General features: G+C 63.4%; 13 protein-coding genes and 1 tRNA gene. All 14 read left to right on the top strand.

Annotation, left to right across the window (positions count from 1 at the left end; all coding sequences use genetic code 11):
- Positions 1-15 precede the first annotated feature (15 nt).
- A complete protein-coding gene (locus O987_RS21875) occupies positions 16-765 on the top strand; it encodes an electron transfer flavoprotein subunit beta/FixA family protein (protein ID WP_043374770.1) in 750 nt (249 codons plus the stop codon).
- 154 nt (positions 766-919) lie between these two features.
- On the top strand, positions 920-1,852 hold the full coding sequence (locus O987_RS21870; RefSeq protein WP_043374768.1) for an electron transfer flavoprotein subunit alpha/FixB family protein: 933 nt from the start codon (positions 920-922) through the stop codon (positions 1,850-1,852).
- A 111-nt stretch (positions 1,853-1,963) separates the two neighbouring features.
- Positions 1,964-2,950, top strand: coding sequence for a tripartite tricarboxylate transporter substrate binding protein (locus O987_RS21865; RefSeq protein ID WP_003052184.1), 987 nt, complete (start codon positions 1,964-1,966; stop codon positions 2,948-2,950).
- 78 nt (positions 2,951-3,028) lie between these two features.
- Positions 3,029-4,573 carry a class I adenylate-forming enzyme family protein gene (locus O987_RS21860; RefSeq protein ID WP_043374765.1) on the top strand — a complete coding sequence of 515 codons (1,545 nt, stop codon included), beginning with the start codon at positions 3,029-3,031 and terminating at the stop codon, positions 4,571-4,573.
- A gap of 42 nt (positions 4,574-4,615) precedes the next feature.
- The gene (locus tag O987_RS21855) at positions 4,616-5,386 is read left to right on the top strand and encodes a class II aldolase/adducin family protein (protein WP_003052188.1); all 771 of its coding nucleotides are present in this window, start codon (positions 4,616-4,618) and stop codon (positions 5,384-5,386) included.
- 185 nt (positions 5,387-5,571) lie between these two features.
- Positions 5,572-6,501 (top strand): 2-hydroxyacid dehydrogenase, encoded by a 930-nt coding sequence (locus O987_RS21850; protein WP_003052189.1) that lies wholly within the window; start codon positions 5,572-5,574, stop codon positions 6,499-6,501.
- Positions 6,502-6,569: 68 nt separating this feature from the next.
- On the top strand, positions 6,570-7,556 hold the full coding sequence (locus tag O987_RS21845; RefSeq protein WP_003052191.1) for a tripartite tricarboxylate transporter substrate binding protein: 987 nt from the start codon (positions 6,570-6,572) through the stop codon (positions 7,554-7,556).
- A 144-nt stretch (positions 7,557-7,700) separates the two neighbouring features.
- Positions 7,701-7,777, top strand: a tRNA-Gln gene (locus tag O987_RS21840).
- A 546-nt stretch (positions 7,778-8,323) separates the two neighbouring features.
- A complete protein-coding gene (locus O987_RS21835; protein WP_235214201.1) occupies positions 8,324-10,510 on the top strand; it encodes a TonB-dependent siderophore receptor in 2,187 nt (728 codons plus the stop codon).
- A gap of 12 nt (positions 10,511-10,522) precedes the next feature.
- Positions 10,523-10,816, top strand: coding sequence for a hypothetical protein (locus O987_RS21830; protein WP_043006710.1), 294 nt, complete (start codon positions 10,523-10,525; stop codon positions 10,814-10,816).
- Entirely contained in the window at positions 10,816-12,543 is a 1,728-nt protein-coding gene (locus tag O987_RS21825) for a PepSY-associated TM helix domain-containing protein (protein ID WP_043374761.1), read from the top strand. The genes O987_RS21830 and O987_RS21825 overlap by 1 nt, the downstream gene beginning before the upstream one ends.
- A complete protein-coding gene (locus tag O987_RS21820) occupies positions 12,540-12,881 on the top strand; it encodes a DUF3325 domain-containing protein (protein ID WP_019043583.1) in 342 nt (113 codons plus the stop codon). The genes O987_RS21825 and O987_RS21820 overlap by 4 nt, the downstream gene beginning before the upstream one ends.
- 109 nt (positions 12,882-12,990) lie before the next feature.
- Complete coding sequence (locus O987_RS21815; RefSeq protein ID WP_043374758.1) at positions 12,991-14,172, top strand: efflux RND transporter periplasmic adaptor subunit; 1,182 nt, start codon at positions 12,991-12,993, stop codon at positions 14,170-14,172.
- A complete protein-coding gene (locus O987_RS21810) occupies positions 14,166-16,136 on the top strand; it encodes a MacB family efflux pump subunit (RefSeq protein ID WP_043374757.1) in 1,971 nt (656 codons plus the stop codon). Before O987_RS21815 ends, O987_RS21810 begins: the two co-directional genes overlap by 7 nt.

The raw sequence follows: 16,136 nt of genomic DNA, 5'->3' as shown, positions 1-16,136 counted from the left end.
GGAAAGAGCTTTCTCATGAAAATCCTTGTACCCGTCAAACGTGTCGTGGACTACAACGTCAAGGTCCGCGTGAAGTCGGACGGCACGGGTGTGGACATCGCCAACGTCAAGATGAGCATGAACCCCTTTGACGAAATCGCCGTCGAAGAAGCCGTGCGCCTGAAGGAAAAAGGTGTGGTCACCGAAGTCATCGCCGTCTCCTGCGGCGTGGCCCAGTGCCAGGAAACCCTGCGCACGGCCATGGCCATCGGTGCCGACCGCGGCATTCTGGTCGAGACCGATGTCGAGCTGCAGCCCCTGGCCGTGGCCAAGCTGCTCAAGGCCCTGGTGGACAAGGAGCAACCCGGTCTGGTCATCTGCGGCAAGCAGGCCATCGACGACGATGCCAACCAGACCGGCCAGATGCTGGCGGCCCTGGCCGACCTGCCCCAGGCCACCTTCGCCTCCAAGGTCGAAGTTGCTGGCGACAAGGTGAATGTGACCCGTGAAGTGGACGGTGGCCTGGAAACCGTGGCTCTGGCCACGCCCGCCGTCATCACCACCGACCTGCGCCTGAACGAGCCCCGCTACGTCACCTTGCCCAACATCATGAAGGCCAAGAAAAAGCAGCTGGACACTTTCAAGCCTGAGGACCTGGGCGTGGATGTGACGCCTCGCCTCAAGACCGTGAAGGTCTCCGAGCCTGCCAAGCGCGGCGCTGGCGTCAAGGTGGCCGATGTGGCCGCTCTGGTCGACAAGCTGAAAAACGAAGCGAAGGTCATCTAAGGCCCCCTGAGCCGCTTCGCGTCATCCCCCGCAGGGGGACGACACCCTCGGTGCGGGGCGGCCCTTCCTCGGTGTCCCGCGCCTGAGTCGTGCCAGATGGGCCGGCTGCGGGTGATGCAGGCACCATGAAAAATTCTAGAGAAAGACGACTGAAATGACCTCTCTCGTTATTGCAGAACACGACAACGCTTCGATCAAGACTGCGACCCTGAACACCGTGACGGCTGCCAAGGCCTGCGGCGGTGATGTACATGTGCTGGTGGCCGGCGAAGGCGCTGCCGCTGCGGCCGCTGCGGCCGCCCAGATCGCCGGTGTCTCCAAGGTCATCCATGCCGACGGCGCCAGCCTCAAGGACGGCCTGGCCGAGAACGTGGCGGCCCAGGTGCTGAGCATTGCCAGCAACTACAGCCACATCCTGTTCCCCTCGACCGCCTCGGGCAAGAACGTGGCGCCCCGCGTGGCCGCCAAGCTGGACGTGGCCCAGCTCAGCGACATCACCAAGGTCGACTCCGCCGACACCTTCGAGCGCCCCATCTACGCGGGCAACGCCATTGCCACCGTGCAGTCCGCCGATGCCGTCAAGGTCATCACCGTGCGTACCACGGGCTTTGACGCAGCAGCTGCCACAGGCGGCTCTGCGGCCGTGGAAACAGCCGCAGCCGTGGCCGACAGCGGCAAGAGCAGCTTTGTGGGCCGCGAAGTGACCAAGAGCGAGCGTCCCGAGCTGACGGCCGCCAAGATCATCGTCTCCGGCGGTCGCGCGCTGGGCTCGGCCGAGAAATTCCAGGAAGTCATGTCGCCGCTGGCCGACAAGCTGGGAGCTGCCATCGGCGCTTCGCGCGCTGCGGTGGATGCGGGCTATGCGCCCAACGACCTGCAGGTGGGCCAGACGGGCAAGATCGTGGCGCCGCAGCTGTACATTGCCTGCGGCATCTCGGGAGCGATCCAGCATCTGGCGGGCATGAAGGACTCCAAGGTGATCGTGGCGATCAACAAGGACCCCGAGGCACCGATCTTCTCGGTGGCCGATTACGGGCTGGAAGCCGATCTGTTCCAGGCGGTGCCGGAGCTGGTGAAGACAATCTAAGCGTTGCCATGGCAATGCGCGGCCCGGACAACGGTGTCCGGGCCCTGGCCAGAGCGGCACACAAGGTATGTGCCCCGGCCCCACCTGGTTCAGAGATTCAGGAGACAAGACATGCAGATTTCCCTTGACCGCCGCAGCCTGGTTCTCGCCACGGCAGCCTTTTTGACTGCCGCTGGCACCAGCGCATCAGCCTGGGCACAGTCCGGCGACTATCCTTCGCGGCCCGTCACGCTGATCGTGCCGTTCCCGGCCGGCGGTCCCACCGACCGCCATATGCGCACGCTGGCCGATATTGCGGGCAAGCAGCTGGGCCAGCCCATCATCGTCGAGAACAAGCCCGGCGCGGGCGGCACGCTGGGTCCCGGCGCCATGGCGCGCACCGCCAAGCCCGACGGCTACACCATCACCCAGTTCCCCATGTCCATGCTGCGCATGGCGCATATGCAAAAGACCGCCTGGAACCCGGTCACGGACTTCACCTACATCATCGGTGTCTCGGGCTATACCTTCGGCTTCACGGTGCGCTCGGACTCTCCCTACAAGAGCTTCAACGAGTACATCGCCGCCGCACGCAAGACTCCTGGCAAGATCGAATACGGCTCCACGGGCATAGGTTCCTCGCCGCATCTGCTGATGGAGGAGCTGGCCGAGAACGCCAAGGTCACTCTCAATCATGTGCCTTTCAAGGGCAACGCCGACCTGCAGCAAGCCCTGCTGGGTGGTCATGTGGCCGCGCAAAGCGATGCCTCGGGCTGGGACACTTACGTGAATGGCGGCCAGATGCGCCTGCTCATGACCTTTGGCGAAAAGCGCACCCAGCGCTGGCCCGACGTGCCCACGGCCAAGGAGCTGGGCTATGGCGTGGTCTCCACCTCGCCCTACGGTCTGGCCGGCCCCAAGGGCATGGACCCGGCGGTGGTGCGCAAGCTGCACGATGCCTTCAAGAAGGCCATGGATGATCCGCGCCACGTCGAGGTGCTCAGGCAGCTCAACCAGGATGCCTGGTACCGCTCGGGCGCCGACTATGCGCAATGGGCCAGGGAGGCCTTTGCCAAGGACAAGATACTGATAGACCGACTGGGTCTGGCTGCCAAATAAGCCGCTGTCTGCCCAAGCGCCTGCAGGGCCGGGGGCTCGCAGGTGCAGCCTGCTTGCAATTCCTGAATCGGAACCTTCATGACTGTCTGCCTGCCTTCTCCCGATGCCCCCTTCACCACGCTGGCCGAGCTGATCCGCAGCCATGCGCGCCAGCAGCCCGACCATGCCGCGCTGCGCGACGAGCAGCAGACCCTGAGCTATGCCCAGCTCGACGCCCTGATGGACCGCGTGGCCGCCGCGCTGCAGCGCGAAGGCGTGCAGCCGGGCAAGGCCATCGGCATCTGCGCGCTCAATTCCGTGCGCTATGCCGCGCTATTCCTCGGAGCCTTGCGTGCGGGCGTGGTGGTCGCGCCGCTGGCGCCATCCTCCACTGCCGAGAGCCTGGCTTCCATGCTGCGCGATGCCCAGGCGCGTCACCTGTTCCTCGACAAGGCGGCTCAGGACCTGGTGCCTGCCGACACAGGACTGCAATGCATCTCGCTGGATGGCGTGGCGCCGGGCACAGCCTTCGAGGACTGGCTGGCGCCCGAAGGAGCGCAGCCCGCTGCCGTGAGTGTGGAGCCCGAGGCTGCGTTCAACATCATCTACTCCTCTGGCACCACGGGCACTCCCAAGGGCATCGTGCAGTCGCACGGCATGCGCTGGACCCATATCAACCGGGGCGGCGTCTACGGCTACGGCCCCGAGGGTACGACGCTGCTGGCCACGCCGCTGTACTCCAACACCACGCTGGTGGTGTTCTTCCCCACGCTGGGCAGCGGCGGCTGCGTGGTGCTCATGCCCAAGTTCGACGCGGCGCGCTATCTGCAACTGGCCCAGCAGCACCGCGTCACCCACACCATGCTGGTGCCTGTGCAGTACCAGCGCATCATGGCACTGCCGCAGTTCGGCGAGCATGACCTGTCGAGCTTTCAGGCCAAGTTCTGCACCAGTGCACCGTTTCGTGCCGAGCTCAAGGCCGATGTGGTGGCGCGCTGGCCAGGCAGCCTCACCGAGTTCTACGGCATGACCGAAGGCGGGGGTACCTGCATCCTCGAAGCCCATCTGTACCCGGACAAGCTGCACACCGTGGGTCAGCCCGCCGAAGGCCATGACATCCGTCTCATCGACGAGGAGGGCCGCGAGCTGGGTCCCGGCGCGGACGGCGAGGTCGTGGGCCACTCGGCCAGCATGATGACCGGCTACCACGGCCAGCCCGCCAAGACGCGTGAAGCCGAATGGTTCGATGCCACGGGCAAGCGCTTCATCCGCACGGGCGATGTGGGCCGCTTCGATGCCGACGGCTTCCTGACCCTGTTCGATAGACGCAAGGACATGATCATCAGCGGCGGCTTCAACATTTATCCCAGCGACCTGGAGGCTCAGCTGCGCGCCCACCCGGCCGTGGACGATGTGGCCGTGGTCGGCGTTCCCTCCGATCAATGGGGCGAGACGCCAGTGGCCTATGTGGTGTCGCGCACTGGCCAGCCGGCCCGGCCCGAGGAGATCATGGGCTGGTACAACCAGCAAGCCGGCAAGACCCAGCGTCTGGCCGACCTGCGCTTCATCGCCGAGCTGCCGCGCAGTGCCATCGGCAAGGTGCTCAAGCGCGAGCTGCGCGATCAGTACGCGGCGGGACGCTGAGCCTGTCTTTCATTCCACGATGCCCATCACGAGACCCATCCCATGAGTCATGACACCACGATGTCCGAAGTCCGCCGCCAGGTGACGCCCGAAGAGTGGCAAACCCGCGTCGAGCTGGCTGCCGCCTATCGGCTGGTCGCCCACTTCGGCTGGGACGATCTGATCTTCACCCACATTTCGGCGCGCGTGCCGGGCCAGCCCGACCAGTTCCTGATCAACCCCTACGGCATGCTGTTCGACGAGATCACGGCATCCAGCCTGGTCAAGGTCGATCACGAAGGCCAACCGCTGATGGAGAGCGAATACGACGTCAACCCGGCCGGCTTCGTCATCCACAGCGCCATCCACGACGGCCGCCCCGAGGTGCAGTGCGTGCTGCACACGCACACGCGCTACGGCGTGGCCGTCTCGGCGCAGAAGGAGGGGCTGCTGCCCATCTCGCAGCAGTCCATATTCCCGCTGGTGCGCCTGGCCTACCATGACTACGAGGGCGTGGCCCTGCGCGATGACGAGAAGCCGCGCCTGGTGGACGATCTGGGTGCCAGCAACTTCCTCATTCTGCGCAATCACGGCCTGCTGACCTGTGGACGCAGCGTGGCCGAGGCCGTGCTGGCCATGTACACGCTGGAGTCGGCCTGCCGCATCCAGATCCTGGCACAGTCGGGTGGCGGCGAGCTGACGCGGATTCCGCAGACCATCATTGCCGACGCGGTCAACCAGTCGCGCCAGGTCACCAAGGGCAAGGGCGCGGGCCTGGCCTGGCCGGGCCTGCTGCGCCGCCTGGACCGCATAGACCCAAGTTACAAGCACTAACCCCCCTGAGTCGCTGCGCGCCTTCCCCCCGTATGCACGGCGCCCTCTCTCGCTTCGCGGTGAGGGACGACACCCTCGCTGCGGGGCGGGGGGCGCGGCCGGCATAGGCCCTTGCTCGGTGTCCCGAGCTTGGGCTGCGGCCGTTTCGTAGGCAGCGAACAGTGCTCAGATTTATGGAGAAATCAATGGGAATTCTGGTCAACATCCACCCCAGCATGGGCGCGCCCATCGTCGATGCACTGCGTGCCATGGCGCCAGATCTGCGCGTCTGGGCCCATCGCGACGAAGCGCCTGCCGCAGAGGTCGAAACCATGCTGGCCTGGAGCCTCAAGCCCGGCGTGCTACCGGCCTATCCGAAGCTCAAGCTGCTGTGCGCGCCCAGTGCGGGCGTGGACAAGCTGCTGGCCGTACCCGATCTGCCGGCTGGCCTGCCCGTGGCGCGTACCGTCGACCCGCAGCAGCATGTGGAGATTGCCCAGTATGTGGTCGGCACCGCGCTGCGCCATACGCGCGAGCTGGATCTGTTCGCGCGCCAGCAGCAGGCGGGAGACTGGCTGCGCCGCCCCGTGCGCGCCAGCGCCGACTGCCGCGTGGGTATTCTGGGTCTGGGCGAGGTCGGCCGCTTCGTGGCTGCTGCCATGCAGGCCGTGGGCTATCCCGTCGCGGGCTGGAGCCGCAGCGCCAAGAACATTGCCGGCCTGACCACGCACAGCGGTGCCCAGGGTCTGCAGCAACTGCTGTCCGGCAGCGACATTCTGGTCTGCGCCTTGCCGCTCACGCCCGAGACACGCGATCTGCTGAACCGCCGCACGCTGTCCCTGCTGCCGCGCGGCGCCTACTTCATCAACGTGGGGCGCGGCGAGCAGGTGGTCGAGGATGAACTGCTGGCTCTGCTCGACGAAGGCCATCTGGCCGGCGCCGCGCTGGACGTGCTGCGCGAGGAGCCGCCCCAGCCCGGCAACAAGGTTTGGGGGCACGCCAAGGCCTTTGTCACGCCGCATATCGCGGCCCAGGCCTCGGCCGACACCGTGGCGCGCCAGTGCCTGGAGAACCTGCGCCGCCTGCGCGCGGGCGAGCCCTTGCTCAATCTGGTGGATGTGGCCCGCGGGTACTGAGACATCCCTGCCTTTCACTGCCGCGCTGACGCGCGGCACCTTCTTCCGAAAAGAACCAAGAGACATTCATGCCTTCGACATCTCGCCGCAGCTTTCTGCAATCGAGCGCCGCAGCCGGCGCCGCCATGCTGGCTCCCTCGGTCTGGGCCCAGAGCCCCTGGCCCTCCAAGCCCATACGCATCGTGGTTCCCTACACCGCGGGCGGCTTCACCGACCAGATGGCACGCCTGTTGCAGGTGGGTTTGCAGAAAGCGCTGGGCCAGCCCATCGTCATCGATAACAAGCCGGGCGCAAACAGTCTCATCGGTGTGGATCAGGTGGCAAAGTCTGCGCCCGATGGCTACACGTTCGGAGTGGTGATTGCCGCTTATGCGGCCAATACCACGCTGTATCCCAAGCTGCCCTACAACCCCGGCAAGGATCTGGTCGGCGTATCTCTGATGGGCATCTCGCCGCTGGTTGCAGCAGTGTCAAACAATGCACCGTTCAAGACCACGCAGGAACTGATTGCCTATGCCAAGGCGCATCCGGGCAAGGTCAGCTTTGGCTCTTCGGGAAGCGGCTCCAGCGCGCATCTGACGACCGAGTTGATGAAGCTGCTGACCAAGACGGACATGATCCATGTGCCCTACAAGGGAGCCGCACCGGCATTGACCGATCTCATGGGTGGTCAGATCCCGTTGTTCCTCGATCCTCCGCCCAATCTGATCCAGCCTGCCAAAGCCGGTCGCATCCGCCTCATCGGCGTGGCCAGCGAAAAGCGGCTGGCGGTGCTGCCCGATGTACCGACGTTTGCCGAGCAAGGCATTCCCGAGCTGATGGGCAGTACCTGGGCCGCCATGATTGCCCCGGCAGGAGTGCCCAAGGAAATTGTGCAGCGCATGTCCGCCGAAGTCGCTCGCATCATTCGCAGCCCTGAAATCACGCAGCGCATGCAGCAGACCATGGGCACGTTTGCCGAAGGATCGACGCCCGAGGAATGCGATCGCTTCATCGCTGCGGAAACCGCCAAATGGGGCAAGGTCATTCGCGAGGCCAAGGTCACGCTGGACTGATGGCGGCGCCTGCAGCGGGTCACGGTCGTGCCGCGATGGCTGCCGCGACGCGCCTGGCAGGGATTGAGTGCTTCCGCCTTCAATCCTTGATCCGCGGGGTTCTCTGAAAGCTGGGAAAAACCGCGCTATAATCTCGTTCTCTTTAGGGGAGTCGCCAAGCTGGTTAAGGCACTGGATTTTGATTCCAGCATGCGAAGGTTCGAATCCTTCTTCCCCTGCCAAGATATAAAAGCCCCGGTTGTTCATGCAGCCGGGGCTTTTTCTTTGTGCTCGATGCGCACTGCCCTCTTTGGAAGAGGGCCTGCTACAGCCATTGAGTGACGCTCATGCCGTGTGTCTTCCATGCGCCAGAAGCACGGGGCGCTTCGCAAAGTCCACTTTTCAATCGGAAGCCGCTCGGCGAGTCGCCACGCAGCGCCTGACCGCCTTGTTACTGCACCGCAGCCGGCTTGATGCCCGGTGTGGATAGCATCAGCCCGGACATGAGCCAGGCAACAGGCTGGCAGATGCGCCACGATATGGTCTGCAGAGACAGGTGCTGTCGTTTTACAAAACAGTGGCAATTTTTTTTACCTGAGCTTTACAATCTGCGCGCAAATGGGATTGAGAGTGATTCTCGTTCTGTTCATTGCTGCCAGCCCGTATACGATCTCTCCGTTCCAGCCACAGCGTCATAGGTTCTTCGGCATTCCCTGCCTGAAGAGAACACCCAGGTTTGTTTTTTTACGCTCATGCTGGAACGCTCGTTTTGCCCCGTAGCCGGGGCTTTGCCATTTCGTCTTCACGCCACGGCTGTGGCAGTCAGTGTGCTCTGCCTGCTGCCCGGTATCGGTCATGCACAGGAGGATGCTGGATCGACACTTGCGGAAGTGACCGTGCAGGAGAAGGCCGTTCCCAATGTCTATGGGGAGTCGAGTGACTCCTATGTGCCAAGCGCGGTGGAAGTCGGCAAAGCGGCGCAGTCTCTGCGCGAGGTTCCGCAGTCGGTGACGGTGGTGACCCGACAGCGAATGGACGATCAGGCCATGCGCACGCTCGATGATGTGATGAACTACACCACCGGGATCACGCGCGAAGAGACCTGGCTGGACACCACCTATCTGTCCCGCGGCATGAACATCACCAACTTCCGCTTTGATGGCGGTGCTGCCAGCTCCTCTCGTTCAGGCAGCCGCAGTCTGGACATGGCGCAGTTTGACAGCGTCAGTGTGCTGCGCGGGGCCGACGGTCTGTTCGGCGCGGGCGAGGCAGGCGGAGTTCTGAACTTCACCTACAAAAGGCCCCAGGCCAAGCGTCAGACGCAGGTTCTGCTTTCCGGCGGAACCATGAGCAACTACCGCGCCGAGCTGGACACCACGGGCGCGTTGAACGAAAGCGGAACTCTGCGCGGCCGTTTCGTGGCCGTGAACCATGACCGCAAGGAAATGGCCACGCCCTCCACGCTCAAGCGGCAGATGCTGTATGGGGCGCTGGAGATGGACCTGACGTCCAGCACAGTCGCCACACTGGGTGCCAGCTATCAGAAAGATAGAAATACGGGCTTCAATGCCAGCCTGCCGCGCTATGCGGACGGCAGTGATATCGGCTTTGCGCGCAATACCAACTTTGGCGCGCCCTGGAACTGGATCAATCGCGAAAACACCACGGTCTTTGCCAAGCTGGAGCAGCAGCTCGGCAACGACTGGCTTCTCAAGACCCAGCTAAGGCACACCCGCTTCAATGAAGGCGTGAACGGCGCGGAGATTGAGAGTTCGCCAGATCCCATCACGCTGCAGGGGGCTGACTGGTGGATTCATCAAGCCAGGTCACGCGAGCGTGAAACCAGCTTCGACATCAATTTGCAGGGTGGCTTCGATGCCTTCGGTCAACGGCACGATGTGATCCTTGGTTTCGATCAGCACCGAAACAGCAATACCTATCGGAGCCTGTGGCCGAGAGTGGGGCCGGCCGACGTCTTCAACCGGATTCCACCGCAAGACCCGGGCTATCCGCTCGGTGACTGGACCAGCGGCTCGCAGGCAAAAACGCAAAAGAGCGGCCTCTATGGCTCTATTCGCCTGCGTCCCGTTGAGCGCTGGTCCGTGGTTTTGGGCGGACGCTATGTGCTGCAGGATCGCAATACCCAGCACGACATGAATGGCGCGCTCACGGCCAGCAGCCGGGAGTCGAATGTCTTTGTGCCCTATATGGGGCTGATGCATGAGCTGACCAAGTCCACCAATCTGTATTTCAGCACCGCCGAGATCTATCAGTCTCAGGCCGGAAAGTTCTCAGCACCGCTGCCTGGAACGCCGCTGGATCCGGTGCGTGGCCGTACCTACGAGCTGGGTGTCAAAAGCGAGCTGACCCCCAATCTGATCGCCAGTGCGGCATTGTTTCGTACCGACAAGAAAGGCGAAGCCGTTTACGACCCCGCTTACCCCCAGACCGATTGGCGCGGCGGTTGCTGCTACTTCCGCGACGGCTTCAAGCTGAGCCAGGGCATCGATCTTGAGATGACGGGGCGAATCACTCCCAATCTGCAGCTGGCTGTGGGCTATACCTACAACAGCAACGAAGACAGACGCAAGGACAGCGCCCAGTTCAGCACGGTCACGCCGCGCCATCTGTTCAAGGCCTGGGCGGACTATCGCTTGAGCGGCGACTTGCGCGGCTGGAGCGTGGGCGGCGGTGTGGTGGCGCAGAGCTCGAATTACCGGGCTTCGGGCATCAGCGCTTACAACCCGGCTACGGGCCGTTATGACGGAGCCTGGACGCCTTACAACTTCACTTCCCCGGGCTACGCCGTCTGGTCTGCACGTGCTGCCTATGCGTTCAACAAGGACTGGAGCGTAGCCGTGAATGTCGGCAACCTGTTTGACAAGACCTACTACAGCACAGTTGGTTATGCGGGCTACGGCAACTTCTACGGCGAAAAGCGTACGGTTACCGTGTTGCTCAAGGGCCGTTTCTGACGAGGCGTGGCAATGTCGCAATCCGATGATTTGCACGCCGGCTGGGCTCTGGGGGCGCGTTTGACGGCTGCGGTGCTGGGAGGCTATGCCGTCTCCAGCGCCTGGGTGGTCTTGTGCGGCGCCATGAGCCAATCCCGTGTCGAAACCATGGTGGGCGGCATGCAGTCCAGCTGGCTTTGGTATGTGGCGGTGGTGATCGGGGCCTTCAGCCCGGTATCGCCGCGTCGGATCTGGGGCGTGCTGCTCGTTCTGATTCTCGCCATGCTTGCAGCCACTGCAGCCCTGATCTTCCTGAAGGCACGCTGATGCAGCCGGCAAAGAAGCAATCGGGTGCAGGCAAAGGCAGCTTCCGTCAGGCCCAGGCATGGTTGCATACCTGGTGTGGCCTATGGTTCTCCTGGCTGCTGTATGCCGTTTTTCTGACGGGTACGCTGGCCGTCTTCGAAGAGCCCATCACCCATTGGATGACCCCTGAGCATCATGCCCATGAGCGAGCCGAGGCCAGGCAGGCAGGCACTGTGCCGCAAGCACAGGCTTCCCTGAGTCAGCGTCTGCAATGGGGCATGGCATACATGGAGCGGCAACACCCTGGTGCAGACATGTGGGAGCTCTGGCCTGCAGACTCCAAAGGGGGCGGGGATTTGCGCGTCTACTGGTTCGATCGCGAGGGGCAGTATGCGGCGGCCCAGCTGGATCCGAAGTCCGGCAGCGCCATGGACGCCTCTGAAGCTCCCAAGGTGCGCCAGACATTGGGAGGTCATCATTTTGTGGACTTCCACTACCAGCTGCATGCAGGACAGCTCGGACTCTGGATTGTGGGCATCGCCGCGCTTGCCATGCTGGTGGCGCTGGTCAGCGGAGTGATTACCCATCGACGAATCTTCAAGGACTTCTTCACCTTCCGCGCCCGCAAAGGACAGAGAAGCTGGCTGGACATGCACAACGCCGTGGCGGTGCTGACTTTGCCTTTCCAGTTCATGATCGCCTACACAGGTATCGCCATATCGTGCTCGACCTTCATGCCTGCCGGTATTGCGGCCTACTTCGGCAGCAGTGCCGAAGCCCTCAAGTCTTTTCAGGTGGCGCTGAATGAACCAGGCAAGCCACAGCGCTCGGGGCAAGCCATGCCGGTGCCGGATCTGGAGTCTTTCGTGCTGCGCGGGCAGGCCTTGATCGGACAGCCTGTGCGGGCTGTGGTGATCGACTACCCCGGAGATGCTGCTGCGCGTATCGGTGTCTATGGCTGGAATGATGCCGATGATCTGAGCAAGCGTCTCAGTCCCACCAGCGGCATGGCCATGTTCTCGGCTGCCACCGCAGAGCTGCAGCAGCTGCGCCTGCCGGGTGGCGTGGATGGCGGAGCGGCCGCGCTCACGCAATCGGTGATCGGCGGGCTGCATATGGCGACATATGGCGGGCTGCCGCTGAAGTGGCTTTACTTTGTCTGTGGCCTGGCTGGCAGCGCCATGATGGCCACGGGGGCGATCCTCTTCATGGTCAAGCGGCGCGCCAAACACCAGGGAGAGTTTGGTGCCAGCACCTCCATGGTCTACCGGATGATCGAAGCCGCGAATGTGGCAGCGATTGCGGGGCTGGGTATCGCCTGCGTGGGTTTCTTGTGGGCCAACCGTTTGCTGCCCGTCGAGATGCCGCTGCGCTCCAGATGGGAGCTGGCGGTGTTCTTTGCGCTTTGGATGCTGGCGCTCATGCACGCACTGCTGAGGTCGCCGTCCATGGCCTGGCGTGATCAGATGGCGGCGCTGGCGGTGCTTTGTCTTCTGTTGCCGGTGCTGAGCTTCGTGACGACCGGCGATCACCTGGCTGCCTATCTTCAGGAAGGTGACTGGGAAAGCGCAGGGGTGGAGATTTTTTCTCTGGCTGTCGGGGTGGCTGCGGCTGCAGCTGCAGCCTGGGCCTGGATGCGCAGGGCCGAAAGCTTCAAAGCTGTGCGAAAACAGAAGCCCGCTGAGACATCCCAGAACCTGGCCGTTGCCGTGGATCCCGGTGCAGTGCGGAAAGAGAGTCTGCCATGAGCCTGTGGCAGTCATCATTGCAGGCGCTTGCTCTTTCGATAGGAGGCATGACGGCTCTGGCTTTTGCCATGGATCGCCATTACGCACAACTGAGACCGCTGGACGAGGTGCCGGCAGCGCATCGCACGGCGCTGCGTGTGCTGGGAGCAATGCTTTTGCTGGCCGTCTGTCTGCCTGCCATGCGCGGCTGGAGCGCAACGGTTGGCAGCGTGCTCGTGCTGGGGTTCTGGAGTCTGGGAGCACTCGCCACGGTCGTGGGATTGCTGGGGTCGGCTCGCTACCTGGTACTGGCTGCCACCGTGGCGGTGCTGGCGGTCGCGGCCAGCTGCTTTTGGTGACCAAATCCTTGAAGCCCGAACGGCTTCTTATCTTCAATCGCCGCGACTCGTTTCTTGGTCACGGGTTTCGGCAGCGATTGCAAATTGTTTTCTGGAGAGTGCAAGCTTGATGAAGGTGGGACAAGTCAAACGCTGGGGCGGCCTCGGGCTGCTGCTGGTCTGTGCTGCAGGCACTGCCCTGTGGTGGGGAAGTCGGCCCAGGGTGGAGTACCAAAGTGTTGTGGTGCAGCGTGAGGATGTGGAGTCCACGGTCACCGCCATCGGCACCTTGCAGCCCAGAACCTATGTCGATGTAGGGGCGCAGGTCTCGGGTCAGATCACCCGTTTGCTGGTCAGTCCAGGAGCCCAGGTCGAAAAGGGCGCATTGCTGGTGGAGATAGACCCCAGCGTGCAGCGCGCCACCGTGGATGCGGGAAGAGCGTCGCTCGCGAGCCTGCGTGCCCAGATCGCCGAGCAGCAGGCGCAGCTGAAGCTTGCCAGACAGCAGTTGAAGCGACAGCAACAGCTGGCATCCGAAGAAGCGACCAGGCAGGAAGACGTGCAGATTGCCGAAGCCCAGGTGGCAGGTGCGGCGGCGCGCATCGATCATCTCAAAGCGCAGATGCAGCAAACCCAGGCCAGCCTCAAGGCCGATGAGGCGCGTCTGGGCTACACCCGCATCTATGCCCCCATGTCGGGCACGGTGGTGTCTGTCGATGCACGTGAAGGCCAGACCCTGAATGCAACCTATCAGACGCCCAATATCTTGCGCATTGCCGATCTGACGGCGATGACGGTCTGGACCGATGTTTCGGAGGCCGACGTGCGGCGCGTGAGAGCCGATATGCCCGTGTATTTCACGACGCTGGGCAGTGCCGGCCAAGAACAGGCCCGGCGCTGGAATGGCCGGGTGCGGCAGGTGCTGCCTGCGCCGCCGGCCAGCGTCGTGCCCGCAGCGGGCAGTGCGGCGACACCTGCTGCAGCCACCAAGGCCGTGACCTATACGGCATTGTTTGACGTGGACAACAAGGATGCTGAACTGTTGCCGCAGATGACGGCACAGGTGGTCTTTGTGACCGGCAGTGCGTCGCAGGCCTTGACGGTTCCATTGACAGCGCTTCAGTCGGAGAAGGAGCCGCAGTCGCAAAGCGTCCGGGTGCTGACGGCCCAACGCCAGCCTGAGCTGCGCAGCGTGAAGCTGGGCGTCAGAAGCCGCCACCAGGTGCAGGTGCTCGATGGCGTGACCGAGGGCGAGCGCGTCATCGTCGGCGAAACCCTGATTCCCGGGGGCCTGCGGTGGTTGCAATGGTGAATGCGATAGAGCAGGCTGCGCTGATTTCGCTGCGTGGCATTCGCAAGCACTATGGCGGTGTGGGCGACCAGCCGTCGGTGACCGTATTGCATGGCATCGATCTGGATATTCGCGCAGGCGAGTATGTGGCCGTGGTGGGCAGCTCGGGCTCGGGCAAGTCCACCTTGATGAATATCCTGGGCTGTCTTGATAAGCCTAGCGAAGGTTGCTATCGGTTTCAAGGTCGGGACGTGTCCTTGCTGGACTCGGATGCCCTGGCCTGGTTGCGTCGTGAAGCCTTCGGTTTCGTGTTTCAGGGCTACCACCTGATTCCCAGCGAGAGCGCCTCGGAGAATGTGCAGATGCCTGCGATCTACGCAGGTTTGCCCAAGGAGCAGCGGATGCTCAGGGCTCAGTTGCTGCTCGAGCGCCTGGGGCTGGGGTCGCGCCTGGGCAATCGGCCCAACCAGCTCTCGGGCGGTCAGCAGCAGCGCGTGTCCATTGCGCGCGCGCTGATGAATGGCGGTCACATCATCCTGGCCGACGAGCCTACCGGGGCACTTGACTCGCATAGCGGCGCCGAGGTGATGGCTTTGCTGCGCGAGCTGGCCGATGCGGGACACACCATCATCGTGATCACGCATGATCGCGAAGTCGCCGCACAGGCGAGACGTGTGATTGAGATCAGCGATGGTCGCGTCGTCAATGACAGTGCTGCGCATGGTGAGCAGGCCCCTGGTGAGGTGCCGCCGCTGACGCCGCAGCGCAACAGCGCAACGTCGGCAATTTCCTGGATCGCTGAAATCTCCGAAGCTGCACGCAGTGCCTGGCGCGGAATGCGCATGAATCGGGTGCGCACCAGCCTGACCTTGTTGGGCATCGTGATCGGTGTGGCCTCGGCGATCGTCATGCTGGCCATCGGTGAAGGTGCTCGGCGCAAGGTGGTCGAGCAGATGGGCACCATGGGAACGGCCATTCTCTACATGGGCAGCAAGCCACCGGCCACCGGCGGACCTGCGGGCCAGATCACCGAAGACGATCTGGCTGCCATGCGGGAGCTGTCCTCGGTGCGCAGGGTGATGCCCGTCATCGGAGACCCCGTCACCGTGCGCTATGGCAAGGCCGACAAGCAGGTCTATGTGTTTGCGGCCAGCCAGGAGATGCCGCTGGTCCACCACTGGAGGGTTGCCCAGGGTCGCTACTTCACCGATGTGGAAGACCGCGATCTGGCTCCGCTGGTGGTGATAGGGCACAAGGCACACCGGCATTTCTTTCCCGAGGTCGCCAACCCCCTGGGTCTGCAGCTGATCATCGGCAACTCGGCGTTCGAAGTCATAGGCGTCATGAGCGAGCGCGGGGCTGACTCTGGCGCCCAGGACTATGACGACATGGTCTTCATTCCCTATCAGTCGGGACGCGCCAGGGTCTATCAGGCGCAGACCCAGCCCGATTACGTGGTCGTGGAGGCCAGCTCCTCGGAGCAGGTCCATGAAGCCGAGCAGTCCATCCGCAGTCTTTTGCTGGCGCGGCACGGCGGGCGGGAGGACTTCGGTATCGGCAATGCGGCGGCCCGCATTCAGGCCGAAGCCGCAACACGCCAGAGCATGGCCGTGATGTTGGGGCTGATTGCTGCAGTGTCCCTGGTGGTCGGAGGCATAGGGGTCATGAACGTGATGCTGATGACGGTGCGCGAACGCACCAGGGAGATCGGCATCCGCATGGCGGTAGGGGCCAGGCAGCGTGACATCCTGCGCCAGTTTCTGACGGAAGCCAGCATGGTGACCATTGTGGGCGGCGCCGTAGGCCTGCTTGCGGGGCTGGGCATAGGACTGGCGCTGATTGTTTCGGGGGTAGCCGTGGTGTTTTCGGTGAAAGCCATGCTGGGGGCATTTGCCTGTGCGGTGCTTACGGGTCTGGTGTTTGGCTTCATGCCGGCCAGAACGGCGGCACGCCTGGAGCCCGTGCGAGCATTGGCGGGAGAGTAG

It is taken from the genome of Comamonas testosteroni TK102 (assembly GCF_000739375.1).
GTDB lineage: Bacteria > Pseudomonadota > Gammaproteobacteria > Burkholderiales > Burkholderiaceae_C > Comamonas > Comamonas brasiliensis.
This window is presented reverse-complemented; position numbering and strand designations above follow the sequence as displayed.

What these genes read in the sequence shown, in the direction of transcription:
- O987_RS21850 (WP_003052189.1), top strand. Translation starts at nt 5,572, where the DNA reads ATGGGAATTCTGGTCAACATCCACCCCAGCATGGGCGCGCCCATCGTC.
- O987_RS21810 (WP_043374757.1), top strand. Translation starts at nt 14,166, where the DNA reads ATGGTGAATGCGATAGAGCAGGCTGCGCTGATTTCGCTGCGTGGCATT.
- O987_RS21870 (WP_043374768.1), top strand. Translation starts at nt 920, where the DNA reads ATGACCTCTCTCGTTATTGCAGAACACGACAACGCTTCGATCAAGACT.
- O987_RS21865 (WP_003052184.1), top strand. Translation starts at nt 1,964, where the DNA reads ATGCAGATTTCCCTTGACCGCCGCAGCCTGGTTCTCGCCACGGCAGCC.
- O987_RS21825 (WP_043374761.1), top strand. Translation starts at nt 10,816, where the DNA reads ATGCAGCCGGCAAAGAAGCAATCGGGTGCAGGCAAAGGCAGCTTCCGT.
- O987_RS21860 (WP_043374765.1), top strand. Translation starts at nt 3,029, where the DNA reads ATGACTGTCTGCCTGCCTTCTCCCGATGCCCCCTTCACCACGCTGGCC.
- O987_RS21845 (WP_003052191.1), top strand. Translation starts at nt 6,570, where the DNA reads ATGCCTTCGACATCTCGCCGCAGCTTTCTGCAATCGAGCGCCGCAGCC.
- O987_RS21820 (WP_019043583.1), top strand. Translation starts at nt 12,540, where the DNA reads ATGAGCCTGTGGCAGTCATCATTGCAGGCGCTTGCTCTTTCGATAGGA.
- O987_RS21855 (WP_003052188.1), top strand. Translation starts at nt 4,616, where the DNA reads ATGAGTCATGACACCACGATGTCCGAAGTCCGCCGCCAGGTGACGCCC.
- O987_RS21830 (WP_043006710.1), top strand. Translation starts at nt 10,523, where the DNA reads ATGTCGCAATCCGATGATTTGCACGCCGGCTGGGCTCTGGGGGCGCGT.
- O987_RS21875 (WP_043374770.1), top strand. Translation starts at nt 16, where the DNA reads ATGAAAATCCTTGTACCCGTCAAACGTGTCGTGGACTACAACGTCAAG.
- O987_RS21815 (WP_043374758.1), top strand. Translation starts at nt 12,991, where the DNA reads ATGAAGGTGGGACAAGTCAAACGCTGGGGCGGCCTCGGGCTGCTGCTG.